21 protein-coding genes, 1 other RNA gene and 1 pseudogene are annotated in these 24,473 nt (G+C 52.8%); 17 read left to right on the top strand and 6 right to left on the bottom strand.

Annotated features, from left to right (window positions below):
* Positions 1-37: 37 nt before the first annotated feature.
* Positions 38-616, bottom strand: coding sequence for a lipoprotein (locus BZK41_RS12870; RefSeq protein WP_003831011.1), 579 nt, complete (start codon positions 614-616; stop codon positions 38-40).
* A gap of 306 nt (positions 617-922) precedes the next feature.
* Here BZK41_RS12870 and bolA point away from each other — a divergent pair, with 306 nt between their 5' ends.
* The 9 genes from bolA (at position 923) to fadM (ending at position 11,343) form a co-directional block, all read left to right on the top strand.
* The gene (gene bolA / locus BZK41_RS12865; RefSeq protein WP_003021619.1) at positions 923-1,240 is read left to right on the top strand and encodes a transcriptional regulator BolA; all 318 of its coding nucleotides are present in this window, start codon (positions 923-925) and stop codon (positions 1,238-1,240) included.
* Between the two features lie 343 nt (positions 1,241-1,583).
* Complete coding sequence (gene tig, locus BZK41_RS12855; RefSeq protein WP_003021622.1) at positions 1,584-2,882, top strand: trigger factor; 1,299 nt, start codon at positions 1,584-1,586, stop codon at positions 2,880-2,882.
* A gap of 247 nt (positions 2,883-3,129) precedes the next feature.
* Positions 3,130-3,753, top strand: a complete 624-nt coding sequence (clpP, locus tag BZK41_RS12850; protein WP_003021624.1) for an ATP-dependent Clp endopeptidase proteolytic subunit ClpP — start codon at positions 3,130-3,132, stop codon at positions 3,751-3,753.
* Between the two features lie 126 nt (positions 3,754-3,879).
* On the top strand, positions 3,880-5,154 hold the full coding sequence (gene clpX / locus BZK41_RS12845) for an ATP-dependent protease ATP-binding subunit ClpX (RefSeq protein WP_003831013.1): 1,275 nt from the start codon (positions 3,880-3,882) through the stop codon (positions 5,152-5,154).
* Positions 5,155-5,338: 184 nt separating this feature from the next.
* A complete protein-coding gene (gene lon / locus BZK41_RS12840) occupies positions 5,339-7,693 on the top strand; it encodes an endopeptidase La (protein ID WP_003831014.1) in 2,355 nt (784 codons plus the stop codon).
* Positions 7,694-7,883: 190 nt separating this feature from the next.
* A complete protein-coding gene (gene hupB, locus BZK41_RS12835) occupies positions 7,884-8,174 on the top strand; it encodes a nucleoid-associated protein HU-beta (protein WP_219352570.1) in 291 nt (96 codons plus the stop codon).
* Positions 8,175-8,442: 268 nt separating this feature from the next.
* Positions 8,443-10,317: a peptidylprolyl isomerase gene (gene ppiD, locus BZK41_RS12830; RefSeq protein ID WP_079938375.1), complete on the top strand. Its 1,875-nt coding sequence runs from the start codon at positions 8,443-8,445 to the stop codon at positions 10,315-10,317.
* A gap of 146 nt (positions 10,318-10,463) precedes the next feature.
* Entirely contained in the window at positions 10,464-10,838 is a 375-nt protein-coding gene (locus BZK41_RS12825) for a helix-hairpin-helix domain-containing protein (RefSeq protein ID WP_079938374.1), read from the top strand.
* A gap of 106 nt (positions 10,839-10,944) precedes the next feature.
* Positions 10,945-11,343 carry a long-chain acyl-CoA thioesterase FadM gene (fadM, locus tag BZK41_RS12820; RefSeq protein WP_003021636.1) on the top strand — a complete coding sequence of 133 codons (399 nt, stop codon included), beginning with the start codon at positions 10,945-10,947 and terminating at the stop codon, positions 11,341-11,343.
* A gap of 105 nt (positions 11,344-11,448) precedes the next feature.
* On the opposite strand, the gene queC is transcribed toward fadM, so the two are convergent.
* Positions 11,449-12,144, bottom strand: coding sequence for a 7-cyano-7-deazaguanine synthase QueC (gene queC, locus BZK41_RS12815; protein WP_003021638.1), 696 nt, complete (start codon positions 12,142-12,144; stop codon positions 11,449-11,451).
* A 65-nt stretch (positions 12,145-12,209) separates the two neighbouring features.
* Positions 12,210-13,910: an SgrR family transcriptional regulator gene (locus BZK41_RS12810; RefSeq protein ID WP_079938373.1), complete on the bottom strand. Its 1,701-nt coding sequence runs from the start codon at positions 13,908-13,910 to the stop codon at positions 12,210-12,212.
* A gap of 100 nt (positions 13,911-14,010) precedes the next feature.
* Between BZK41_RS12810 and cof the strand changes: the two genes are divergently transcribed.
* Positions 14,011-14,829, top strand: coding sequence for an HMP-PP phosphatase (gene cof / locus BZK41_RS12805; RefSeq protein ID WP_079938372.1), 819 nt, complete (start codon positions 14,011-14,013; stop codon positions 14,827-14,829).
* Positions 14,830-14,879: 50 nt separating this feature from the next.
* On the opposite strand, the gene BZK41_RS12800 is transcribed toward cof, so the two are convergent.
* Complete coding sequence (locus BZK41_RS12800; RefSeq protein WP_139762606.1) at positions 14,880-15,935, bottom strand: PLP-dependent cysteine synthase family protein; 1,056 nt, start codon at positions 15,933-15,935, stop codon at positions 14,880-14,882.
* Between the two features lie 116 nt (positions 15,936-16,051).
* On the opposite strand from BZK41_RS12800, the gene decR reads away from it, so the two are divergent.
* The 5 genes from decR (at position 16,052) to amtB (ending at position 22,003) form a co-directional block, all read left to right on the top strand.
* Entirely contained in the window at positions 16,052-16,510 is a 459-nt protein-coding gene (decR, locus tag BZK41_RS12795) for a DNA-binding transcriptional regulator DecR (protein WP_003831023.1), read from the top strand.
* Positions 16,511-16,554: 44 nt separating this feature from the next.
* Positions 16,555-18,327, top strand: a complete 1,773-nt coding sequence (locus tag BZK41_RS12790; protein WP_079938371.1) for a SmdA family multidrug ABC transporter permease/ATP-binding protein — start codon at positions 16,555-16,557, stop codon at positions 18,325-18,327.
* Positions 18,320-20,098: a SmdB family multidrug efflux ABC transporter permease/ATP-binding protein gene (locus tag BZK41_RS12785; protein ID WP_079938370.1), complete on the top strand. Its 1,779-nt coding sequence runs from the start codon at positions 18,320-18,322 to the stop codon at positions 20,096-20,098. Before BZK41_RS12790 ends, BZK41_RS12785 begins: the two co-directional genes overlap by 8 nt.
* 248 nt (positions 20,099-20,346) lie before the next feature.
* Positions 20,347-20,685, top strand: a complete 339-nt coding sequence (glnK, locus tag BZK41_RS12775) for a P-II family nitrogen regulator (RefSeq protein WP_079938368.1) — start codon at positions 20,347-20,349, stop codon at positions 20,683-20,685.
* A gap of 31 nt (positions 20,686-20,716) precedes the next feature.
* On the top strand, positions 20,717-22,003 hold the full coding sequence (amtB, locus tag BZK41_RS12770) for an ammonium transporter AmtB (RefSeq protein ID WP_008783954.1): 1,287 nt from the start codon (positions 20,717-20,719) through the stop codon (positions 22,001-22,003).
* A 50-nt stretch (positions 22,004-22,053) separates the two neighbouring features.
* Here amtB and tesB read toward each other — a convergent pair whose 3' ends face one another.
* Positions 22,054-22,914 (bottom strand): acyl-CoA thioesterase II, encoded by an 861-nt coding sequence (gene tesB, locus BZK41_RS12765; RefSeq protein WP_079938367.1) that lies wholly within the window; start codon positions 22,912-22,914, stop codon positions 22,054-22,056.
* 212 nt (positions 22,915-23,126) lie between these two features.
* Between tesB and BZK41_RS12760 the strand changes: the two genes are divergently transcribed.
* Positions 23,127-23,696: a YbaY family lipoprotein gene (locus BZK41_RS12760; RefSeq protein WP_079938366.1), complete on the top strand. Its 570-nt coding sequence runs from the start codon at positions 23,127-23,129 to the stop codon at positions 23,694-23,696.
* Between the two features lie 31 nt (positions 23,697-23,727).
* On the opposite strand, the pseudogene BZK41_RS12755 reads toward BZK41_RS12760, so the two are convergent.
* Positions 23,728-24,051: pseudogene (locus BZK41_RS12755) on the bottom strand (MGMT family protein); the annotation flags it as partial.
* 150 nt (positions 24,052-24,201) lie between these two features.
* Between BZK41_RS12755 and ffs the strand changes: the two are divergent.
* Positions 24,202-24,298, top strand: an RNA gene (gene ffs / locus BZK41_RS12750) — signal recognition particle sRNA small type.
* Positions 24,299-24,473 lie beyond the last annotated feature (175 nt).

Genomic DNA, 24,473 nt, shown 5'->3' with positions numbered 1-24,473 from the left:
TATAGGCCCGACGAACGCCGGGCCATATGGGCAGAAATTAACGAGCGTTCTGCTTGATGAAATCGTGAACGCTGGTGTCCTGAGACATATCAGCGATGGTATCGGTCAGTACGCTGTTAACGGCATTAGCGATATTTTTGTTAGAGGCCTGCAGGGCACCTTCAACAGAATAGCTTGCGCGGTAGTTTTTGGTCATCTTGTTGCCGTTAGCGGCGGTCGCGATGATAGCGATGTCTGCTTTGGTGGCGATGTTATAGCGTACGCTACCCTGAGACACGTCAGCATACAGTTGGCTAACAATGATTTGCAGGTTGACTGCACCGTTCGGTCCAATCATATAACCGCGTGCGGTCATCTGTTTTTCCAGAACTTCTTGCAGCAGGAAACGCAGATCGCGGGACGCGGTCAGGGTCACCAGCTGGTTGTCACGGGTGACTTTTGCCAGTGCTTGATCCTGACGCTGGTCGGCACCGTTGATGCTAACGGTCACGCCCATCAGGCTCGGGTCCTGCTGCGGCAGGGTAATTTTCGGGGAGACTTCAATAGTAGTCGGCGGTGTTGCGCATCCAGCTAACATAAACAGTGCGACAAACGGGACGAGGATTTTTTTAAACATGCCAGGGCTCTCAGCGAATCTAAATTGTATGGTTAGAGAAAATTCCCGCCATCATAACATCGCCAACGATGAGGGGAAGTGGGTAACGCATGTAAATTCATTGTGTTGTCCGTTTTATGACTTTGTGGAGACTATAAACGGACTTTTTGCAATAAATTGAAGTGAGGAATCAGTGAACTTCATCCGTTTGAATGAGAAAATCAGACAAGCGCTAATTTTTTGTTGCTAAGGTGTAATGAAAACGGTAAAAGCGGCTAGTATTTAAAGGGATGGGTGACATCTCAGCGTTGTCGGAGGAAAAATTTCATGATGATTCGTGAGCAAATAGAAGAAAAATTAAGGGCAGCGTTCGAACCCGTGTTCCTCGAAGTTGTGGATGAAAGCTATCGTCACAATGTCCCGGCTGGTTCTGAAAGCCACTTTAAGGTTGTACTGGTTAGCGATCGCTTTACAGGTGAACGTTTTCTTAATCGTCATCGGATGATTTACAGCACGTTAACGGCGGAGCTTTCCACAACCGTTCATGCGCTTGCCCTGCATACCTACACTATTAAGGAGTGGGAAGCGTTGCAGGATACGATTTTTGCATCGCCTCCGTGTCGCGGGGCGGGAAGCATCGCGTAAAACGGATTTGCAACAACCGACGCTTTTCCAGTATGTTGCTACAGATTATGTGAAAACGGCCTGCGGGCCGTTTTGTTTTGTCTGAATTCTGGGGCAGTCGTACAGTATTCAGACAAAAATTAGCCGGGAATTGTGAAAAAAGCCGCAGCAACGCGCGATAACCGTTCTCGACTCATAAAAGTGATGCCGCTATAATGCGCGTCTTATTTTTCGGAATGTCTTCGGGATGATTCTGACGACAGGGAATGTGATTGCTTATGAGAACATCCCAGTTCCGCGAAGCCAACAACCTGTGCTTGCGGAGAAGAGTTGACCGAGCACTGTGATTTTTTGAGGTAACAAGATGCAAGTTTCAGTTGAAACCACTCAAGGCCTTGGCCGCCGTGTAACGATTACTATCGCTGCTGACAGCATCGAGACCGCTGTGAAAAGCGAGCTGGTCAACGTAGCGAAGAAAGTGCGTATTGACGGTTTCCGCAAAGGAAAAGTACCGATGAATGTTGTTGCTCAGCGTTATGGCGCGTCTGTTCGCCAGGACGTTCTGGGCGACCTGATGAGCCGCAACTTCGTTGACGCGATCATCAAAGAAAAAATCAATCCGGCTGGCGCACCGAACTACGTTCCGGGCGAATACAAACTGGGTGAAGATTTTACTTACGCGGTAGAGTTTGAAGTTTACCCGGAAGTTGAGCTGACTGGCCTGGAAGCAATCGAAGTTGAAAAACCGGTTGTTGAAGTTACCGACGCTGACGTTGACGTGATGCTGGATACCCTGCGCAAGCAGCAGGCTACCTGGAAAGACAAAGACGGCGCTGCTGATGCAGAAGACCGTGTAACCATCGACTTCACCGGTTCTGTAGACGGCGAAGAGTTCGAAGGCGGCAAAGCGTCTGACTTCGTACTGGCGATGGGCCAGGGTCGTATGATCCCAGGCTTTGAAGAAGGCGTTAAAGGCCACAAAGCTGGCGAAGAGTTCACTATCGACGTGACCTTCCCGGAAGAGTACCACGCTGAAAACCTGAAAGGTAAAGCTGCGAAGTTCGTTATCAACCTGAAGAAAGTTGAAGAACGCGAACTGCCGGAACTGACTGAAGAATTCATCAAACGTTTCGGCGTTGAAGATGGTTCCGTAGCAGGTCTGCGCGCTGAAGTCCGTAAAAACATGGAACGCGAGCTGAAAGGCGCTGTGCGTAACCGTGTTAAGTCTCAGGCGATCGAAGGTCTGGTAAAAGCTAACGACATCGACGTTCCGGCGGCTCTGATCGACAGCGAAATCGACGTTCTGCGTCGTCAGGCTGCACAGCGTTTCGGTGGCAACGAGAAACAAGCTCTGGAACTGCCGCGTGAACTGTTCGAAGAACAGGCTAAGCGTCGCGTAGTTGTTGGTTTGCTGCTGGGCGAAGTGATTCGCACCAACGAACTGAAAGCTGACGAAGATCGCGTTAAAGGCCTGATCGAAGAGATGGCTTCTGCTTACGAAGATCCGAAAGAAGTTGTTGAGTTCTACAGCAAAAACAAAGAGCTGATGGACAACATGCGTAACGTCGCTCTGGAAGAGCAGGCTGTTGAAGCCGTTCTGGCGAAAGCGAAAGTGACTGAAAAAGCCACTTCCTTCAACGAACTGATGAACCAGCAGGCGTAATTCGTCGCTTTTTTAGCTCGAATTTCGTACGCAAGCCCGTCACCTTTTGGTGGCGGGTTTTTTTTTGTCACGCATTTTGCATGGGAAGAGTGCGAAAACAGCGTTTCAGTGTTAGCGTTACAACAAAAGATTGTTATGCTTGAATTATGGCGATGTCGTACCCATTACTGAGGGACTAGCTGATAATCCGTCCATAAGGTTACAATCAGCACAGCAGGTTTTTTCAAATTTTATCCAGGAGACGGAAATGTCATACAGCGGCGAACGAGATAACTTTGCACCCCATATGGCGCTGGTGCCGATGGTCATTGAACAGACCTCACGTGGTGAGCGCTCTTTTGATATCTATTCTCGTCTACTTAAGGAACGCGTCATTTTTCTGACCGGCCAGGTCGAAGACCATATGGCTAACCTGATCGTGGCGCAGATGCTGTTCCTGGAAGCAGAAAACCCAGAAAAAGATATCTACCTGTACATCAACTCCCCTGGTGGAGTGATCACTGCCGGGATGTCTATCTATGACACCATGCAGTTTATTAAGCCGGATGTCAGCACCATTTGTATGGGCCAGGCGGCCTCAATGGGTGCGTTCCTGCTGACTGCCGGGGCGAAAGGCAAACGTTTTTGCCTGCCTAACTCTCGCGTCATGATCCACCAGCCTCTGGGCGGTTACCAGGGCCAGGCAACGGATATTGAAATTCATGCCCGTGAAATCCTGAAGGTAAAAGGGCGCATGAACGAACTTATGGCGCATCATACGGGTCAATCTCTTGAGCAGATTGAACGTGATACCGAGCGCGATCGCTTCCTCTCCGCTTCTGAAGCGGTAGAGTACGGTCTGGTCGACTCGATTTTGACCCATCGTAATTAATGCCCAGTGCGCAGGTGTGCCGCTATAATTACCTGGAGCGGCACAACGCTGACTAGCGTCTTGCGCCTGAGAATGGCATTTGCGTCGTCGTGTGCGGCACAAAGAACAAAGAAGAGGTTTTGACCCATGACAGATAAACGCAAAGATGGCTCGGGCAAATTGTTGTACTGCTCTTTTTGCGGCAAAAGCCAGCATGAAGTGCGTAAGCTGATTGCCGGTCCATCCGTGTATATCTGCGACGAATGTGTTGATTTATGCAACGACATCATTCGCGAAGAGATTAAGGAAGTAGCACCGCACCGTGAACGCAGTGCGCTGCCGACGCCACATGAAATTCGCAACCACCTGGACGATTACGTTATCGGTCAGGAGCAGGCGAAGAAAGTGCTGGCGGTCGCGGTATACAACCATTATAAACGTCTGCGCAACGGCGACACCAGCAATGGCGTTGAGTTGGGCAAAAGTAACATCCTGCTGATTGGCCCGACGGGTTCCGGTAAAACGCTGCTGGCTGAAACGCTGGCGCGCCTGCTGGACGTTCCGTTCACCATGGCTGATGCCACCACGCTGACCGAAGCCGGTTATGTGGGTGAAGATGTTGAAAATATTATTCAGAAACTGTTGCAGAAGTGCGATTACGACGTGCAGAAAGCACAGCGTGGGATCGTCTATATCGATGAAATCGACAAGATTTCTCGTAAGTCTGATAACCCATCTATTACCCGTGACGTTTCCGGCGAAGGCGTACAGCAGGCGCTGTTGAAACTGATCGAAGGGACGGTTGCTGCCGTTCCGCCGCAGGGTGGTCGTAAACATCCTCAGCAGGAATTCCTGCAGGTTGATACCTCCAAGATCCTGTTTATCTGCGGCGGTGCATTTGCTGGTCTGGATAAAGTGATTGCTAACCGTGTTGAAACCGGCTCCGGCATTGGTTTTGGCGCAACGGTAAAAGCACAGTCTGATAAAGCCAGCGAAGGTGAACTGCTGTCGCAGGTTGAACCGGAAGATCTGATCAAATTTGGTCTGATCCCTGAGTTCATCGGTCGTCTGCCGGTTGTGGCAACGCTGAGCGAACTGAGTGAAGAAGCGTTGATCCAGATCCTCAAAGAGCCGAAAAATGCCCTGACTAAGCAGTACCAGGCGCTGTTCAATCTTGAAGGTGTTGATCTGGAATTCCGTGAGGAAGCGCTGGATGCGATCGCCAAGAAAGCGATGGCGCGTAAAACCGGTGCTCGTGGTCTGCGTTCTATCGTCGAAGCCGCGCTGCTCGACACCATGTACGATCTGCCTTCTATGGAAGACGTCGAAAAAGTGGTGATCGATGAGTCGGTAATTGGCGGTCAGAGCAAGCCATTGCTGATTTACGGTAAGCCGGAAGCGCAGCAGGCATCTGGCGAATAATTCATCAATTCATACAGACATTTAATTAAAAAGGGGGGATTTTATCTCCCCTTTTATTTTTCCGTAAACATGGCGTTGAATGTGTGGGAAACATCCCCATATACTGACATACATGTTAAAGGTGGTGTGAAGCACAGTCGTACCACCTGATTACCTGGCGGAAACTAAACTAAGAGAGAGCTCTATGAATCCTGAGCGTTCTGAACGCATTGAAATCCCCGTATTGCCGTTGCGCGATGTGGTGGTTTATCCGCACATGGTCATACCCTTATTTGTAGGGCGGGAAAAATCTATCCGTTGTCTGGAAGCGGCTATGGACCATGATAAAAAAATCATGCTGGTCGCACAGAAAGAAGCGTCAACGGATGAGCCGGGTGTAAACGATCTTTTCACCGTCGGGACCGTGGCCTCTATTTTGCAGATGCTGAAACTGCCTGACGGCACCGTAAAAGTGCTGGTCGAGGGGTTACAGCGTGCGCGTATTTCTGCGCTGTCTGACAACGGCGAGCATTTCTCTGCGAAAGCAGAGTACCTTGACTCGCCAGCTATTGATGAGCGCGAACAGGAAGTGCTGGTGCGTACCGCTATCAGCCAGTTCGAAGGCTATATCAAGCTGAACAAGAAAATCCCACCAGAAGTGCTGACGTCGCTTAATAGCATTGACGATCCTGCACGTCTGGCGGACACCATCGCTGCGCACATGCCGCTGAAGCTGGCTGACAAGCAGTCCGTGCTGGAGATGTCCGACGTTAACGAACGTCTGGAATATCTGATGGCGATGATGGAGTCTGAAATCGATCTGCTGCAGGTTGAGAAACGCATTCGCAACCGCGTGAAAAAGCAGATGGAAAAATCCCAGCGCGAGTACTATCTGAACGAGCAGATGAAAGCTATTCAGAAAGAACTCGGCGAGATGGACGATGCGCCGGACGAAAACGAAGCGCTGAAGCGTAAAATCGACGCGGCGAAAATGCCGAAAGAGGCAAAAGAGAAAGCGGAAGCAGAACTGCAGAAGCTGAAAATGATGTCTCCTATGTCGGCGGAAGCGACCGTGGTTCGTGGCTACATCGACTGGATGGTACAGGTGCCGTGGAATGCGCGTAGCAAGGTCAAAAAAGACCTGCGTCAGGCGCAGGAAATCCTCGATACCGACCATTATGGTCTGGAGCGCGTTAAAGACCGTATCCTTGAATATCTCGCGGTTCAAAGCCGTGTAAATAAAATCAAGGGGCCGATCCTGTGCCTGGTTGGACCGCCGGGGGTAGGTAAAACCTCTCTGGGGCAGTCCATCGCTAAGGCAACTGGACGTAAATACATCCGTATGGCGCTGGGCGGCGTACGTGATGAAGCCGAAATTCGCGGTCACCGCCGGACCTATATCGGTTCTATGCCGGGTAAACTGATCCAGAAAATGGCTAAAGTGGGCGTTAAAAACCCGCTGTTCCTGCTTGATGAGATCGACAAAATGTCTTCCGACATGCGTGGCGATCCGGCTTCCGCACTGCTTGAAGTGCTGGATCCTGAGCAGAACGTGGCGTTCAGCGATCACTACCTGGAAGTGGACTACGATCTCAGTGACGTGATGTTTGTTGCGACCTCGAACTCCATGAATATTCCGGCACCGTTGCTGGATCGTATGGAAGTGATCCGTCTGTCCGGTTATACCGAAGACGAAAAGCTGAACATTGCCAAACGTCACCTGTTGCCGAAACAGATTGAGCGTAATGCGCTGAAAAAAGGTGAGCTGACGGTCGACGATAGCGCCATTGTGGGCATTATTCGTTACTACACCCGTGAAGCAGGCGTGCGTAGTCTGGAACGTGAAATCTCTAAACTGTGCCGTAAAGCGGTGAAACAGCTGCTGCTGGATAAATCGCTGAAACATATTGAGATCAATGGCGACAACCTGCACGACTATCTGGGCGTACAGCGCTTTGACTATGGCCGCGCGGACAACGAAAACCGCGTTGGTCAGGTGACCGGTCTGGCGTGGACGGAAGTGGGCGGCGATCTGCTGACCATCGAAACCGCCTGCGTACCGGGTAAAGGTAAGTTGACCTACACCGGTTCTCTGGGTGAAGTCATGCAGGAGTCGATTCAGGCTGCACTGACCGTGGTGCGTGCGCGTGCGGAAAAACTGGGTATTAACCCGGACTTTTACGAAAAACGCGACATCCACGTTCACGTACCTGAAGGGGCGACGCCGAAAGACGGTCCAAGTGCGGGTATTGCTATGTGTACTGCGCTGGTTTCTTGTCTTACCGGTAACCCAGTTCGCGCCGACGTGGCGATGACGGGTGAGATCACTCTGCGTGGTCAGGTTCTGCCTATCGGCGGTTTGAAAGAAAAACTGCTGGCGGCACACCGTGGCGGCATTAAGACGGTCTTAATTCCTGATGAGAACAAACGTGACCTGGAAGAGATTCCGGACAACGTAATTGCCGATCTTAATATTCACCCGGTGAAACGTATTGAGGAAGTTCTGACTCTTGCGTTGCAAAATGAACCCTCTGGAATGCAGGTTGTGACGGCAAAATAGTGACCTCGCGCAAAGAGCACTAATAAAAACAGGGCTGGCAGGCCATTTCGGGCTTGCCAGCCTTTTTTTGTATAGCTAATTTAGATAACGGATTGGGCTTGCCATCATTAACGGGTGTTGTAAGGGCATGGCAGGCCTGATATAACTGCTGCGCGTTCGCACTTTGAAGGATTCAGGTGCGATATAAATTATAAAGAGGAAGAGAAGAGTGAATAAATCTCAACTGATCGACAAAATTGCTGCAGGGGCTGATATCTCTAAAGCTGCGGCTGGACGTGCGTTAGATGCAATTATTGCTTCTGTTACCGAATCTCTGAAAGAAGGTGATGACGTAGCGCTGGTAGGTTTTGGTACTTTTGCCGTTAAAGAGCGTGCTGCCCGTACTGGTCGCAACCCGCAAACAGGTAAAGAGATCACCATCGCCGCGGCTAAAGTACCGGGCTTCCGTGCAGGTAAAGCACTGAAAGACGCGGTAAACTAAGTGATTTCCCCTTTGGGGATGTGACGAAGTACAAGGGCGCATCGACTGATGTGCCTTTTTTATTTGTAATTCCGGTACTTTCTACGCGTTGTGGGCTGACAATTGCCCCTGTTTCTTGTCACAATAGACCTTTGTGCGCAGCGTTCAGGAAACGCTATGCTGCGTGAAGCATATATACTCAAAATCCTTGTCGCCGTTGTTGTCGTCAACGCGGGGGCAGCATAGAGGATAACGCGTATAGTCATCTACAGCGGAGTGTGGTTACACCATGATGGACAGCTTACGCACGGCTGCTAACAGTCTCGTGCTCAAGATTATTTTCGGTATCATTATCGTGTCGTTCATTTTGACCGGCGTGAGTGGTTACCTGATTGGCGGGGGCAATAACTTCGCCGCCAAAGTGAATGGCCAGGAGATCAGCCGCGGGCAGTTCGAGAATGCGTTCAACAGCGAACGTAACCGCATGCAGCAACAGCTGGGCGATCAATACTCTGAGCTGGCCGCGAACGAAGGTTATATGAAAACGCTGCGTCAGCAGGTGCTGAATCGTCTTGTTGACGAAGCGCTGCTGGATCAGTATTCCCGCGAGCTTAAGCTCAACATCAGCGATGATCAGGTTAAACAGGCAATTTTCGCCACGCCTGCGTTCCAGGTGGACGGCAAGTTTGATAACAACCGTTACAACGCGATTGTCAATCAAATGGGAATGACTGCAGACCAGTACGCTCAGGCATTACGTAATCAGCTCACGACACAGCAGCTGATTAACGGCGTTGCCGGTACGGACTTCATGCTGAAAGGCGAAACGGACGAACTGGCGGCACTGGTCGCACAGCAGCGTATCGTGCGTGAGGCGACGATTGACGTTAACGCACTGGCCGCGAAGCAGTCTGTTACCGAGCAGGAAGTTGCCAGCTACTACGAGCAGAATAAAAACAACTTTATGACGCCGGAACAGTTCCGCGTGAGCTACATCAAGCTGGATGCTGCTGCTATGCAGGAGACAGCCAGCGATGCTGATATTCAGTCTTACTATGACCAGCATCAGGATCAGTTCACTCAGCCGCAGCGTAACCGCTACAGCATCATTCAGACCAAAACGGAAGATGAAGCCAAAGCGGTACTGGACGAACTGAACAAAGGCGGTGACTTCGCTGCGCTGGCGAAAGAAAAATCTGCCGATATCATCTCTGCCCGTAAAGGCGGCGATATGGGATGGCTGGAAGATTCCACTACCCCGGATGAACTGAAAAATGCGGGTCTGAAAGAAAAAGGCCAGCTGTCTGGCGTAATTAAGTCTTCCGTTGGTTTCCTCGTTGCGCGTCTTGACGACGTACAGCCTGCGCAGGTTAAACCGCTGAGCGAAGCCCGTGACGAGATTGCGGCAAAAGTGAAGCAGGAAAAAGCGCTGGATGCGTACTATGCACTGCAGCAGAAAGTCAGCGACGCGGCCAGCAATGATAACGAATCTCTGGCGGGCGCAGAGCAGGCTGCGGGTATGAAAGCGGTTGAAACGGGCTGGTTTAGCCGTGACAGCCTGCCGGAAGAACTGAATTTCAAACCAGTCGCTGACATCATTTTCAATGGTGGTCTGGTTGGCGAGAACGGTACGCCTGGCAGTAACTCCGATATCATCACCGTGGATGGCGATCGCGCGTTCGTGCTGCGTATTGCAGAGCACAAAGCCGAAGCCGTGAAGCCACTGGCTGAAGTGAAAGAGCAGGTAACTGCGCTCGTTAAGCACAATAAAGCAGAGCAGCAGGCGAAGCTTGATGCCGAAAAACTACTGGCGGATCTGAAAGCCGGTAAAGGCGATGAAGCGATGAAAGCGGCGGGTCTGAGCTTTGGCGAGGCGAAAACGCTGAGCCGTACGGGTCAGGATCCGCTGAGCCAGGCCGCCTTTGGTCTGAGCCTGCCGGCGAAAGACAAACCGAGCTACGGCGTAGCGAACGATATGCAGGGTAACGTTGTTCTGTTGGCGTTGGACGAGGTGAAAGCCGGTTCTATGCCTGAAGCGCAGAAGAAAGCGATGGTTCAGGGGATCACTCAGAACAACGCGCAGATTGTCTTCGAAGCGCTGATGAGCAACCTGCGTAAAGCCGCAAAAATTAAAATCGGTGATGCGCTGGAACAGCAGCAATAACCGGGGCAGTTCGCAAAAAATTGCAAAAAGTTGTATCTACCAAAGGCCGCTTTCGCGGCCTTTTCCATTTCTGATATTTGCCGTTTGTCTGCCGTTCTGCACCTCGCTATCGTGATTCCACTGTTAACAAACAAGGAGAAAACAGTATGAAACATGGAATCAAAGCTCTGCTTATCACTCTCTCATTGACCTGCGCTGGTATGGCCCAAACCGCATTGGCGGCTGAGCCTGTCGCCAAAAGCCAGGCGACTCAAACCAAAGCGGAAAACTCAGGGGCGGCAAAAAGCAAAGCCACACTGCCCGCTAAAACAAGCGACGATGAAGGCACCAGGGTAAGCATCAACAGCGCTTCTGCGGAGGATTTAGCGCGGGTCATGAATGGCGTGGGTCTAAAGAAAGCGCAGGCGATTGTGAGCTATCGTGAGGAGTACGGGCCGTTTAAAACGGTGGACGATTTAAAGCAGGTGCCGGGCATGGGCAGTTCACTGGTTGAGCGTAACCTGGCAGTTTTAACACTCTAATAACTTGCAGAGCGCTGAAAGTTTGCCAGACTGTAGAGGTCATACCAGTTATGACCTCTTTACTCTGAAATCTGTTCCTATAAAAACAACGTAAGGCTCCTGCGCTATGCAAACACAAATCAAAGTTCGTGGTTTCCATCTCGATGTCTATCAGCACGTTAACAATGCCCGCTATCTGGAGTTTCTGGAAGAAGCCCGCTGGGATGGTCTGGAAAACAGCGACAGCTTTCAGTGGATGACCGCTCACAACATCGCTTTTGTGGTCGTGAATATTAATATCAACTACCGCCGCCCTGCGGTGCTGAGCGACCTGCTGACCATTACCAGCCAGGTCCAACAGCTAAATGGCAAAAGTGGCGTGTTAAACCAGACCATTACCCTGGAGCCGGAAGGACAGGTGGTGGCTGATGCGTTGATTACGTTCGTCTGTATTGATTTGAAGACGCAAAAAGCGCTGCCGCTGGAAGGGGAGTTGCGCGAAAAACTGGAGCAGATGGTGCAGTAGTGGCTGCGACTGCCGGAAGGCGACGCTCAAGCGTCTTATCCGGCCTACATGAGTTGCTGCAACTGCTTTTAGGCCGGATAAGCAAAGCGCCATCCGGCAATACAATCACTTTAACCCGGTTTTCTGCTTCATTGCCGCCATCACTGCCGGTTTATCGGCCAGATAATGGTTCAGGCCGTTGGCACGCAGATTACACGCCGCACAGTGACCGCAACCGTCACCTTTGATGCCGTTATAGCAGGTCAGCGTTTCTTCGCGTACCAGGTCCAGCTTGCCCCAGTAATCGGCCAGTGCCCAGGTTTCGGCTTTATCAATCCACATCAGTGGGGTTTCAAAGCGAATATCTTTTGCCATCCCCAGGCTCACGGCATGGTTCAGGGCTTTAACGAACTCATCGCGACAGTCCGGGTATCCAGAGAAGTCGGTCTCACAAACGCCGGTTATGACCGCCTCTGCCTGCACCTGGTACGCGTAAATTGCTGCCAGCGTTAAGAACAGAATATTGCGTCCGGGCACAAAGGTGTTGGGAATACCGTTTGCATCCGGTTCGTAATCAGGTACCGGAATGTTATCGCGGGTCAGGCTGCTGACAGCCAGTTCGCTGAGCAGCGTGACATCAAGCACTTTATGCGCACGTGCGCCAAGTTTTAAGGCCAGGTCCCGTGCGACATCAATCTCAGCGCGGTGGCGCTGACCATAATCAAAGGTCACGCAGTGCACTTCATCATACTGATGCAGCGCTTGCGCCAGACAGGTCGTGGAGTCCTGGCCCCCACTGAATACAACAACGGCACGTTTCATGGCTTTTCCTGACAATAAACGAAAGCGCTTATGGTAGCGCCTGGACGTAGCGACGACCAGCTTCTTCACGCTGAAGGCGGCGGCAGCCAGGCTTCTGTGAACTCGAACCAGCCGCGAGGATTCAGGCGTACGCCGTTCACCCCCGGTGGCGCGCTGATGCGATAGTGATAATTGAACAGCGGCGTCAGGGTGGCGTCATGCATTAGCGTGGCGAAAACTTGTTGTAAAGCCGCGTGGCGATCGTCCTCATCAGCCTGGATTTGCAGGGCATCCAGGGTCGTTTGCAAATGTGTATATGCTGGCGCGTTCAATACATGTGACCACAGCTGATCGCAGCGCAACCACTGTTCGAGAGTATATTCAGGTGCCTCGCCAATCAGCCTGTCGCCCATCATCAGGTCGGCCTGGGCTAAGGGATGATCGCCATCCCAGTTTTTAGTATTATGAAAAATAAGCGTTAATTCACAGCCGAGTAGCGCCAGCGCCTGGCGAAGCTGTTCAGCCATAGCGTGAAGTTCTACCGGCAGGTGATAAGCCAGCGTCAGCTTTTCCGGCAGCGCTACCTCGTCGAGTTCATCCCATTGCGGGATAGTCCATCCGGGCAGCAGTGCATTGCTTGGCGTGATCAGATTTTCATCCACTTCAAGCGTTTGTAGCAGGGAAGAACGGTGGATGATGTTGATCAGTCGACGGGCCTGCTGCGTATTCAGGCGCGCGCTTTTTCTGAGCGTGAGATAGCAAAAACCGAGGCTGATCCCACTGCTTACCTGGCTTAGCATAGGCAACTCTTCGGGTTTACCAATCGCAATTTGCACCGGATGGCGACAGCTGGTGCCCAAATCCTGGGAGAAGAGTTGCGGGGTTATCCAGTATTCAATGGCTTTCAGTAGCGGATGACTCAGATGGTAGTGATCGTGACTCTCGATACGCACCAGCTCCGGAGTATACAGCGTCAACCGGAACGGGCCGGTACCCACAAACGGGTGCTCAGGATGCGCCAGGTGACTGCTGTAGCTTGCCAGGCGGTGCGCCAGCCAGAAGTCGGGACGATGCAGAATAAAGGTCAGACACTGGGGATGCGTTACCTCAATGCGCTTTACGCTGATAAACAGCTTATTCAGCGCGGGGAGTTCTAACAGCTTCAGCAACTGCTGATGTAGCTGTGTGCTGCTGACTGTATCGCCGTTATGCCAGTGCAGGGTGGAACGAATATAGAAATCCCAGCGCAGGCCATCGGCGGAGATATTCCAGTGATGGGCTAAATCTCCACAGGGGCGTTGCGTCTTACTGTCGAACCGGGTCAGGCCAGAAAATATTTGTCCGGCGAGGTGTTGCTCTGCGCGACCGGGGAGAAATCCAGGGTGCAAAGGGTCGAGTGGACGGTAATAGGGGATACGCAGTGTTGGCGTGTCGTTTTGCCACTGGCCGCCCATAAACGGCTGTAGCAGCGTTCTTAATTCGCCCGGCGCCAACTGGGCCAGTTCCAGCACGCTGAGCTGTTCTCCCTTTTGCAGCGCCTGTTCCATCATGTTGTTGCGCAGTGAATCTGGGGTGACTAAAAAGCGCAGCTGTCCGCGTTTCCCGCGCCCCGACTGGGCGTGCCACTCCAGCCAGCCCGCATCCTGCGCTTGCTTTAGCAGGGTACGCACATGGCGTTCGCTACAAAAACAGCGTTCGGCCAGTTCCCCGACAGTCGCCGACTGCGGTTCGCCGTTCGACGGTTGCCACAGGCGTTGGTACTGATTCAGTCGATTCAATAATCGCATATAAACCCGGAACAATTCATTTCATCTATTCACTATTACTTCCGTATATCTCAGGTGATACTGGAGCACAAGTTAACCGCGTCACAGTGTGGAGAAAGAAATGGCTCGTCTGGCTGCATTTGATATGGATGGCACCCTTTTGATGCCGAATCACCATTTAGGTGACGAAACGCTTTCAACGCTGTCGCGCCTGCGTGAACGCGATATTACTCTGACATTTGCTACCGGCCGCCATGTGCTTGAGATGCGCCATATTTTAGGCTCTATCTCACTGGACGCCTTTTTGATTACGGGGAATGGCACGCGCATTCACTCTCTTGAGGGTGATGTGTTACACCGTCAGGATCTGGATCCGAATGTCGCGGATATTGTGTTACATCAGAAGTGGGATACTACGGCCAGCATGCATGTCTTTAATGACAATGGTTGGTTCACCGGACAAGAGATCCCCTCGCTGCTGCAGGCGCATGTGTATAGCGGATTTAGCTACCAGATCGTCGATGTGAAACGTATTCCGGCGCATCAGGTCACGAAAGTCTGTTTCTGCGGCGATCATGACTCTCTGATCCAATTGCGCATTCAACTGAATGAAGCGCTGGGTGAACAGGCGAATCTCTGTTTTTCCGCGTTTGATTGCCTTGAGGTGCTGCCGCTGGGTTGTAACAAAGGATCTGCGTTGGCGGTATTGAGCGACCACTTAGGGTATTCAATGGCCGAGTGTATGGCGTTTGGCGATGCCATGAACGATCGCGAAATGTTAGGCAGCGTTGGGCGCGGCCTGATTATGGGCAACGCGATGCCACAACTGATTGCTGAACTGCCTCATTTACCGGTGATTGGGCATTGCCGTAATCAGGCAGTGTCACACTTTTTGACGCATTGGCTGGACAATCCACATCTACCTTATTCCCCCGAATGAGAGATCCCTTCCAGCAAGCCAGACTTCGCGTCTGGCTTTTTTTTATCCCATTAATGGGTGTTCAGTAGTCGGGCGAGCTCCGCTTTCCACGGCGTTAAATCACCGATGTGCGCGTCGACCCACTGTGGGTTGTAGTAGGTTTCCAGATAGCGTTCGCCGCTGTCACACAGCAGTGTCACCAGCGAACCGGTAACGCCTGCATCGCGCATACGGGTGGCAAGCTGCAGCGTCCCCCACATGTTGGTACCGGTAGAGGCGCCGACTTTGCGGCCCAACTGCGTTTCCAGCCAGTGTGCGGTGGCCACGCTTGCAGCATCCGGCACGCGCAGCATTTCATCGACCACGTCAGGAATGAAAGACGGTTCGACACGTGGGCGGCCAATGCCTTCAATTTTACTTCCTACCGGACTGCGTAACGTGGCATCGCGATCCTGCCAGAAGGGCAGAAAGACCGAGTTTTCCGGGTCCACTACCATCAGTTCAGTGTCGTAGCCCTGGCAGCGGATATAGCGGCCAATGGTTGCGGAGGTGCCGCCGGTTCCGGCGCTCATCACGATATGGCGGGGAACGGGGTTGGGCTCGCACTGCATCTGACGAAAGATGCTGTCGGCGATATTATTATTGCCGCGCCAGTCGGTGGCGCGCTCAGCGTAAGTAAACTGGTCCATGTAATGACCGTTCAGCTCACGCGCCAACTGCTCAGAGGCTGCATAGATTTCGCAGGCGCTTTCCACGAAATGACAGCGACCACCGTAAAATTCGATCTGTTCAATTTTACGTTTCGCCGTACAGGAAGGCATGACGGCAATAAACGGCAGCCCTAACAGTCGAGCGAAATAAGCCTCAGAGACCGCCGTTGAACCGGACGATGATTCAATGATGGTGGTGCCTTCTTTGATCCATCCATTGCACAATCCGTACAGAAACAGTGAGCGCGCCAGACGATGCTTCAGGCTCCCGGTCGGATGCGTGCTCTCATCTTTTAAATAAATCTGAATGCCCGGGAACGCCGGTAGCGACAGACGAATGAGATGCGTATCCGCAGAACGCTGATAATCTGCGTTGATTTCATTGATGGCGTTTTTAACCCAGGAGCTATTCATCATTAATAGATATCCGTTTGTCATTTTGTGCCCAGAATAGCGAAAAGCACGGAAAAAATTGTTGCCATTTAGCCTTTAAAATAGAATGTAAGGAGAAAATTCTTCTCTGTGGAGTGGTTATGTTAGACAAAATTGACCGCAAGCTACTCGGCTTGCTGCAACAGGACTGCACCCTTTCTTTGCAGGCGTTAGCAGATGCCGTTAATCTGACTACCACCCCCTGCTGGAAACGTCTCAAACGACTTGAGGATGACGGTATCCTGCTGGGCAGAGTTGCTCTGCTGGATCCAGAAAAACTGGGGCTGGGACTTACCGCGTTTGTGCTGATCAAAACTCAGCATCACAGCAGCGAATGGTATTGCCGCTTTGTCACTGAAGTGACAGGAATGCCCGAGGTTCTCGGGTTCTGGCGTATGGCAGGGGAGTATGACTACCTGATGCGAGTGCAGGTCGCTGATATGAAAAGCTATGATGAATTCTATAAGCGCCTGGTGAACAGCGTACCGGGCCTGTCTGACGTCACCTCCAGCTTTGCGATGGAACAGATCAAATACACAACTGCTCTACCTATTGAATAATTCTCCCGGCGCTTATTGCCGGAAATCTTGTCAGGACATAACGCGTGCGATTATTTGCTCAATTAAGCTGGTACTTCCGCCGGGAGTGGCGTCGCTACCTCGGGGCAGTGGCCCTGCTTATCATCATCGCTATCCTTCAGCTTATTCCGCCGAAAGTGGTCGGGATCATTGTCGATGGCGTGACGACTCAACGCTTCACCACCGAGCGACTGCTGATGTGGGTGGGGACAATTGCCCTGATTGCCGTGGTGGTTTATTTGCTGCGCTATGTCTGGCGCGTGCTGCTGTTTGGCGCATCCTACCAGCTGGCGGTTGAGCTGCGGGAAGATTATTACCGTCAGTTGAGTCGCCAGCATCCAGAATTTTATCTGCGTCACCGTACGGGCGATCTGATGGCGCGGGCAACCAACGATGTCGATCGCGTCGTATTTGCTGCCGGAGAAGGCGTGCTGACGCTGGTGGATTCGCTGGTCATGGGATGTGCAGTGCTGATCGTGATGTCAACGCAGATAAGCTGGCAACTGACGTTGATTGCGCTGCTGCCGATGCCGGTGATGGCGATAATGATCAAACGTTACGGTGATCGACTCCATAACCGTTTTAAGCTGGCGCAGGCGGCGTTTTCCAGTCTCAACGACCGTACTCAGGAAAGCCTGACCAGTATTCGTATGATCAAGGCTTTTGGTCTGGAGGATCGGCAGTCGGCATTATTTGCCGCTGATGCTGAAGATACCGGTAAGAAAAACCTGCGCGTGGCGCGCATTGATGCCCGCTTTGATCCCACGATTTATATCGCCATTGGTATGGCTAACCTGCTGGCGATTGCCGGGGGAAGCTGGATGGTGGTTCACGGCTCGCTGACGCTCGGCCAGCTCACCAGCTTTATGATGTATCTCGGTCTGATGATTTGGCCGATGCTGGCGCTGGCCTGGATGTTTAATATCGTCGAGCGCGGCAGCGCCGCGTATAGCCGAATTCGCGCCATGCTGGCCGAAGCGCCGGTAGTGGATGACGGTACTGAACCGGTGCCGGAAGGACGCGGCGAGCTGGCTGTGGCGATTCGCGAATTTTGCTACCCACAAACCACCCACCCGGCGCTGGAAAATGTGAATTTTCGGCTTAAACCAGGGCAGATGCTGGGCATCTGTGGCCCAACCGGCGCGGGGAAAAGTACGGTGCTGTCGCTGATCCAGCGTCATTTTGATATCACCCAGGGCGATGTGCGCTTTCATGATATCCCATTAACGCGCTTACAGCTGGATAGCTGGCGCAGCCGGCTGGCGGTTGTCAGCCAGACGCCATTCCTTTTTTCAGATACCGTCGGTAATAACATCGCCTTAGGGCGTCCGCAGGCCACGCAGGAAGAGATCGAGCATGTGGCGCGCCTTGCCAGCGTTCATGAGGATATTTTACGTCTTCCGCAGGGCTATGACACCGAAGTGGGCGAACGTGGTGTGATGCTGTCTGGCGGGCAAAAACAGCGTATTTCTATCGCTCGAGCGCTACTGCTGAACGCTGAAATTCTGATTCTGGATGATGCGCTGTCGGCGGTGGATGGTCGTACTGAACATCAGATCCTGCATAACCTGCGCCAGTGGGGCGAAGGCCGAACCGTGATTATTAGCGCTCACCGTTTATCGGCCCTGACGGAAGCCAGCGAGATTATCGTGATGCAGCATGGGCATATTGCCCAGCGCGGTGAGCATGAATCTTTAGTGCAACAGCCCGGCTGGTATCGCGATATGTACCGCTATCAGCAGCTGGAAGCGGCGCTGTCTGATGCGCCAGAGATAAACGAGGAGGCGGCTAATGCGTAGTTTCGGGCAATTATGGCCAACTCTGAAAAGATTACTGGCGTATGGTTCACCATGGCGAAAACAGCTGGCGATGGCGGTAGTTATGCTGTGGGTGGCGGCTGCGGCGGAAGTCAGCGGTCCGCTGCTGATTAGCTATTTTATCGATAACATGGTGGCGAAGAACAATCTGCCGTTGGCGATGGTTGCCGGGCTGGTTGCCGCCTATGTCGGTCTGCAACTGCTGGCGGCAGGGCTGCATTACGCGCAGTCGTTGTTGTTTAACCAAGCGGCGGTTGGTGTAGTACAACAGTTACGTACCGACGTAATGGATGCTGCGCTGCGCCAGCCGCTCAGCGCCTTTGATACTCAGCCCGTCGGGCAGCTTATCTCACGCGTGACCAATGACACCGAAGTGATTCGCGACCTGTACGTGACGGTGGTCGCAACGGTCCTGCGCAGTGCGGCCTTAATCGGCGCGATGCTGGTGGCAATGTTCAGCCTGGAATGGCGCATGGCGCTGGTGGCAATGGCTATTTTCCCGGCCGTGTTGGTGGTGATGGTGATTTACCAACGCTACAGCACCCCGATTGTGCGTCGGGTGCGCGCTTATCTGGCGGATATTAACGATGGCTTTAACGAAGTCATCAACGGCATGAGCGTTATCCAGCAGTTCCGCCAGCAGGCAAGGTTTGGCGAGAGAATGGGGGAGGCCAGCCGCTCGCACTATATGGCGCGAATGCAGACCCTGCGACTGGATGGCTTTTTGCTGCGTCCGCTGCTAAGCCTTTTCTCGGCGCTAATCCTCTGCGGTTTGCTGATGCTGTTCAGTTTTACCTCTGGCACCTCCATCGAGGTTGGCGTGCTGTACGCGTTCATCAGCTACCTCGGCCGTTTGAACGAACCGCTGATCGAGCTGACCACTCAGCAATCAATGCTGCAGCAGGCGGTTGTCGCCGGTGAGCGAGTGTTCGAACTGATGGACGGGCCTCGTCAGCGCTATGGTGAAGACGATCGCCCGCTCAAAAGCGGAGACATTGAGGTGGATAACGTTTCATTTGCCTATCGCGACGACAATCTGGTGCTGCAAAACATCAGTCTGTCCGTGCCTTCGCGCAGCTTTGTGGCTTTGGTCGGACACACAGGTAGCGGCAAAAGTACGTTGGCCAGCCTGCTGATGGGTTACTACCCGCTGACGCAGGGGGAAATCCGCCTTGACGGACGTCCGTTGTCTTCTCTGAGCCACGGTGCGTTACGTCAGGGCGTCGCGATGGTGCAGCAGGATCCGGTGGTGATGGCGGATACCTTCCTGGCAAACGTCACGCTGGGTCGTGATATCTCAGAAGAGCGGGTCTGGCAGGCGCTGGAGACCGTGCAACTGGCTGAACTGGCTCGGGGCTTGAGCGAGGGGATTCATACCCGGCTGGGTGAGCAGGGCAATAATCTCTCCGTTGGGCAGAAACAACTGCTGGCGCTGGCGCGGGTATTGGTTGAAACGCCGCAGGTGCTGATCCTCGATGAAGCCACGGCCAGTATTGATTCCGGTACTGAACAGGCTATTCAGCATGCGCTGGCGGCGGTCCGTGAACACACTACGCTGGTGGTGATTGCGCATCGGTTATCGACGATTGTCGATGCGGATACCATTCTGGTACTGCATCGCGGTCAGGCGGTTGAGCGTGGTACGCACCAGCAATTACTGGCGGCGCAAGGCCGTTACTGGCAGATGTATCAGTTGCAGCTGGCGGGGGAAGAGTTAGCCGCCAGCACGCAAGAGGATTCTGTTATCGCCTGACGGCGTAGCGCTTATCCGGCCACGCGGTATCGCAGGCCGGGTAAGGCGTTTATGCCGCCATCCGGCAATCAACAATCTGGTGCAAAAATGTAACGCACTATGCACCGTTATAGTGCGTTTTTTCTTTTTCTCTCCCGGCAGTACCCGGCAAACCTGAATCATTCCGCGTTTTTCATTCCTGGCACACCTCTTGCAATATTCCTCTCGTGTATCTGCAGCCACTACTGAATTCTGACTGGAGGGGATCTATGAAGCTGGTTACCGTGGTAATCAAACCGTTCAAACTGGAAGACGTCCGTGAAGCACTGTCGTCTATTGGTATTCAGGGGCTGACCGTCACCGAAGTGAAGGGGTTTGGCCGACAGAAAGGTCATGCTGAGCTGTACCGTGGGGCTGAATATAGCGTCAATTTTCTGCCAAAGGTGAAGATTGATGTGGCGATTGCCGACGACCAACTGGATAGCGTGATTGATGTCATCAGTAAGGCGGCATACACCGGAAAAATTGGCGACGGCAAAATCTTCGTCGCCGAGCTGCAACGTGTGATTCGTATTCGTACCGGCGAAGCCGACGAAGCCGCACTGTAACTTCTGGCACACAGTGATAGGAAACCAAAAAATGAAGATAGCAACGATGAAAACGGGTATTGCCTCACTGGCGCTGTTGCCAGGACTGGCGATGGCGGCACCGGCGGTTGCGGATAAAGCAGATAATGCTTTTATGATGATCTGTACCGCGCTGGTGCTGTTTATGACTATCCCTGGCATTGCGCTGTTCTACGGCGGTTTGATTCGCGGTAAGAACGTGCTGTCGATGCTGACTCAGGTTACGGTGACATTCGCTCTGGTTTGTATTCTATGGGTGGTTTATGGCTACTCACTGGCCTTTGGCGAAGGGAATAATTTCTTCGGCAACTTCAACTGGGTATTGCTGAAGAACATCGCGCTGACGGCGGTCACGGGGAGTTTCTACCAGTACATTCACGTTGCTTTTCAGGGATCTTTTGCCTGCATCACCGTTGGGCTGATTGTCGGGGCGCTGGCTGAACGTATTCGCTTCTCTGCGGTGCTGATTTTTGTGGTGGTATGGTTAACGCTGTCGTACATCCCCATTGCCCATATGGTCTGGGGCGGCGGATTGCTGGCTTCTCACGGCGCACTGGATTTTGCCGGCGGGACGGTCGTGCACATCAACGCAGCGATTGCCGGTCTGGTTGGTGCGTATCTGATTGGCAAACGCGTTGGCTTTGGCAAAGAAGCGTTTAAACCGCATAACCTGCCGATGGTCTTCACTGGTACCGCTATTCTGTACATTGGTTGGTTTGGCTTCAACGCCGGTTCAGCGGGAACGGCGAATGAGATTGCCGCACTGGCCTTCGTCAATACCGTGGTCGCCACTGCTGCTGCCATCCTCGGATGGATCTTCGGTGAATGGGCGCTGCGTGGTAAACCGTCTCTGCTGGGCGCCTGTTCCGGTGCTATTGCGGGTCTGGTGGGCGTAACACCGGCATGTGGTTACATTGGTGTCGGCGGAGCGCTGATTATCGGTGTGGTTGCGGGGCTGGCTGGCCTGTGGGGTGTGACTATGCTGAAGCGTTTTCTGCGTGTGGACGATCCGTGCGACGTGTTTGGCGTGCACGGCGTGTGCGGTATTGTTGGCTGCATCCTGACCGGCGTTTTCGCTGCCAGCTCTCTGGGCGGCGTGGGCTTTGCCGAGGGCGTGACCATGGGGCATCAGCTGCTGGTGCAGCTGGAAAGCGTGGCGATCACCATTGTCTGGTCCGGCGTAGTGGCCTTCATTGGCTATAAGCTGGCGGATATGACAGTGGGTCTGCGCGTACCGGAAGAGCAGGAGCGTGAAGGTCTGGATGTGAACAGTCACGGCGAGAACGCCTACAACGCTTGATGTTTCAATCTGCCGGATGGCAACGCTTTTGCGCCACCATCCGGTAATTCTCAATTGCGATTACGCATCACCCCTTCCTGCACGGTAGAGGCGACCAGTACGCCGTCCTGGGTATAAAACTCTCCGCGTACAAAACCCCGGGCACCGGATGCCGAAGTGCTCTCGACGTTATACAACAGCCACTCATTAATATTGAACGGACGGTGGAACCACATGGAGTGGTCAATGGTGGCGATCTGAATCCCTTTTTCCAGAAAACCAATCCCGTACGGCTGCAGCGCAACAGGCAGGAAGTTCAGGTCTGAGGCATAACCCAGCAGATATTGATGGACGCGCAGATCGTCCTGCAGTTCACCGTTAGCGCGGATCCATACCTGGCGCGACGGAGGTGCGACGTGACCTTTTAAGGGGTTGTGAAACTCAACCGGGCGCACTTCCAATGGACGATCGTTGATAAATTTTTCTTTCAACAGCGGCGGCAGTAAATGCGCCACTGAGCGGGCAATTTCTGTTTCTGATTTCAGCTCATCGGGACCCGGTGCATCCGGCATGGTTTTCTGATGTTCAAATCCGTCTTCCGGCGCCTGGAAAGAGGCGGTCATGTAAAAAATGGGTTTACCATTCTGGATTGCGGCAACGCGGCGCGCGCTGAAGCTGTTACCATCACGCAGGACTTCCACATCATAGATGATGGGCTTTTGGCTATCGCCGGGGCGTAAAAAGTAGCTGTGAAAAGAGTGGACCAGACGCTCTTCCGGTACTGTTTCTTTGGCGGCATACAGCGCCTGACCGACAACCTGTCCCCCAAAAACCTGACGCAACCCTAAGTCTTCACTTTGGCCCCGAAAGAGTCCTTCTTCAATTTTTTCCAGATTTAACAATGTCAGCAAATTTTTCAGCGCCAGACTCATACGTGCTCTCCAGGTTATATCGTTCTCGCAGCGAGGTAGGCAGAGTATAACGCAATTTTGAAAGTGGTCCGATGGGTGCAATTGTCTGAATTAAAGGCCTATTACAGGCAAAAGCAGCTGTCTTGTGCCACACTTAGTCACGTTATGTTTTTGTTAACCACTCTTCTGGCGAGGAAAGTTCTCGCTGGTGCATAGATGATAAGGAGAATTTAATGAAACTCGTGCACATGGTAAGTGGTTTAGCGGTTGCGGTCGCTCTGGCGGCTTGTGCTGATAAAAGCGCGGATATTCAGACACCTGCGCCAAGCCCTAATACGTCAATTGCTGACACACAGTCTAAAATTCAGCAGCCCAATGTTTCCGGTACAGTATGGATCCGCCAAAAAGTGGCCTTGCCACCCGATGCGGTGCTGACCGTTACGCTGTCGGATGCGTCGCTGGCCGATGCGCCGTCAAAAGTACTGTCGCAAAAAGCGGTCCGTACTGAGGGTAAACAGGCGCCATTCAGCTTCGTATTACCGTTTAACCCGGCAGATATTCAGCCTAACGCCCGTATTCTGCTGAGTGCGGCAATTACGGTTAATGACAAACTGGTCTTTATTACTGATACCGTTCAGACGGTCATTAATCAGGGTGGTACGAAAACCGATCTGACGCTGGTCCCTGTACAGCAAACGGCAGTACCGGTTCAGGCCAGCGGTGGGGCAACCACCACGGTGCCGTCAACGTCACCAACCCAGGTAAATCCCTCTTCTGCCGTTCCTGCTCCCACGCAGTATTAAGGCAGTCGTAACCCTCTCCACCTGGGGAGGGTTAGTACACCCAGCGATAACGCTGTAAATCTATCTGCCCGCTCCCTGAAACAACTATTCCTTCTGCCAGCAAAGCCTGACGCTGTCGTTGCAGGTCGGGGCCGGTCAGCGAAATGGCACCATGACGATTAACCACCCGATGCCAGGGCAAAGTGCTGCCTTCGGGGAGGAGCTTAAGCACGCCGCCGACCTGGCGTGCAGCACGCGGCGAACCGGCAAGTCTGGCAACATCGCCATACGTGGTGACGAAACCTTCGGGGATTGACGCGACGATTTGCCAGACGCGTTGGGGGAAAGTGTCTTGTATATCCATTATTTATTCCTGCGCTAATCCTCCAGCATAATGCCGAATGGTGAGGGAGTGAAGCCGCATTGCACAAGAAAACAGCATCCGATGCTGGATGGGTTGCAATTACAGGGTGCAGCAGTGATAATGCGCCTGCGCGTTGGTTAACAACGCTCTCAATGGGGGCTCTGTTGGTTCTCCCGCAACACTACTCTGTTTACCAGGTCAGGTCCGGAAGGAAGCAGCCAAGGCAGATGACGTGTGTGCCGGGATGTAGCTGGCAGGGCCCCCACCCAATTCTGCCGCCCGGCAATTTCCCCTCTGCTTATCTTCTTTTCTTTGTCATCGTATTGTCATTTTATTGTCATCAAATGCTGTCAATGTGTTTCGGGGATGTTATTTGATGCTTTTGCCGCCGCCATCGCACTGTAACGACGGGGTCTTACATTCGGTGTGTTTTG

This window comes from Citrobacter sp. A316, from assembly GCF_002042945.1.
Classification (GTDB): domain Bacteria; phylum Pseudomonadota; class Gammaproteobacteria; order Enterobacterales; family Enterobacteriaceae; genus Citrobacter; species Citrobacter portucalensis.
This window is presented reverse-complemented; position numbering and strand designations above follow the sequence as displayed.

What these genes read in the sequence shown, in the direction of transcription:
- BZK41_RS12870 (WP_003831011.1), bottom strand. Translation starts at nt 616, where the DNA reads ATGTTTAAAAAAATCCTCGTCCCGTTTGTCGCACTGTTTATGTTAGCT.
- bolA (WP_003021619.1), top strand. Translation starts at nt 923, where the DNA reads ATGATGATTCGTGAGCAAATAGAAGAAAAATTAAGGGCAGCGTTCGAA.
- tig (WP_003021622.1), top strand. Translation starts at nt 1,584, where the DNA reads ATGCAAGTTTCAGTTGAAACCACTCAAGGCCTTGGCCGCCGTGTAACG.
- clpP (WP_003021624.1), top strand. Translation starts at nt 3,130, where the DNA reads ATGTCATACAGCGGCGAACGAGATAACTTTGCACCCCATATGGCGCTG.
- clpX (WP_003831013.1), top strand. Translation starts at nt 3,880, where the DNA reads ATGACAGATAAACGCAAAGATGGCTCGGGCAAATTGTTGTACTGCTCT.
- lon (WP_003831014.1), top strand. Translation starts at nt 5,339, where the DNA reads ATGAATCCTGAGCGTTCTGAACGCATTGAAATCCCCGTATTGCCGTTG.
- ppiD (WP_079938375.1), top strand. Translation starts at nt 8,443, where the DNA reads ATGATGGACAGCTTACGCACGGCTGCTAACAGTCTCGTGCTCAAGATT.
- BZK41_RS12825 (WP_079938374.1), top strand. Translation starts at nt 10,464, where the DNA reads ATGAAACATGGAATCAAAGCTCTGCTTATCACTCTCTCATTGACCTGC.
- fadM (WP_003021636.1), top strand. Translation starts at nt 10,945, where the DNA reads ATGCAAACACAAATCAAAGTTCGTGGTTTCCATCTCGATGTCTATCAG.
- queC (WP_003021638.1), bottom strand. Translation starts at nt 12,144, where the DNA reads ATGAAACGTGCCGTTGTTGTATTCAGTGGGGGCCAGGACTCCACGACC.
- BZK41_RS12810 (WP_079938373.1), bottom strand. Translation starts at nt 13,910, where the DNA reads ATGCGATTATTGAATCGACTGAATCAGTACCAACGCCTGTGGCAACCG.
- cof (WP_079938372.1), top strand. Translation starts at nt 14,011, where the DNA reads ATGGCTCGTCTGGCTGCATTTGATATGGATGGCACCCTTTTGATGCCG.
- BZK41_RS12800 (WP_139762606.1), bottom strand. Translation starts at nt 15,935, where the DNA reads ATGATGAATAGCTCCTGGGTTAAAAACGCCATCAATGAAATCAACGCA.
- decR (WP_003831023.1), top strand. Translation starts at nt 16,052, where the DNA reads ATGTTAGACAAAATTGACCGCAAGCTACTCGGCTTGCTGCAACAGGAC.
- BZK41_RS12785 (WP_079938370.1), top strand. Translation starts at nt 18,320, where the DNA reads ATGCGTAGTTTCGGGCAATTATGGCCAACTCTGAAAAGATTACTGGCG.
- glnK (WP_079938368.1), top strand. Translation starts at nt 20,347, where the DNA reads ATGAAGCTGGTTACCGTGGTAATCAAACCGTTCAAACTGGAAGACGTC.
- amtB (WP_008783954.1), top strand. Translation starts at nt 20,717, where the DNA reads ATGAAGATAGCAACGATGAAAACGGGTATTGCCTCACTGGCGCTGTTG.
- tesB (WP_079938367.1), bottom strand. Translation starts at nt 22,914, where the DNA reads ATGAGTCTGGCGCTGAAAAATTTGCTGACATTGTTAAATCTGGAAAAA.
- BZK41_RS12760 (WP_079938366.1), top strand. Translation starts at nt 23,127, where the DNA reads ATGAAACTCGTGCACATGGTAAGTGGTTTAGCGGTTGCGGTCGCTCTG.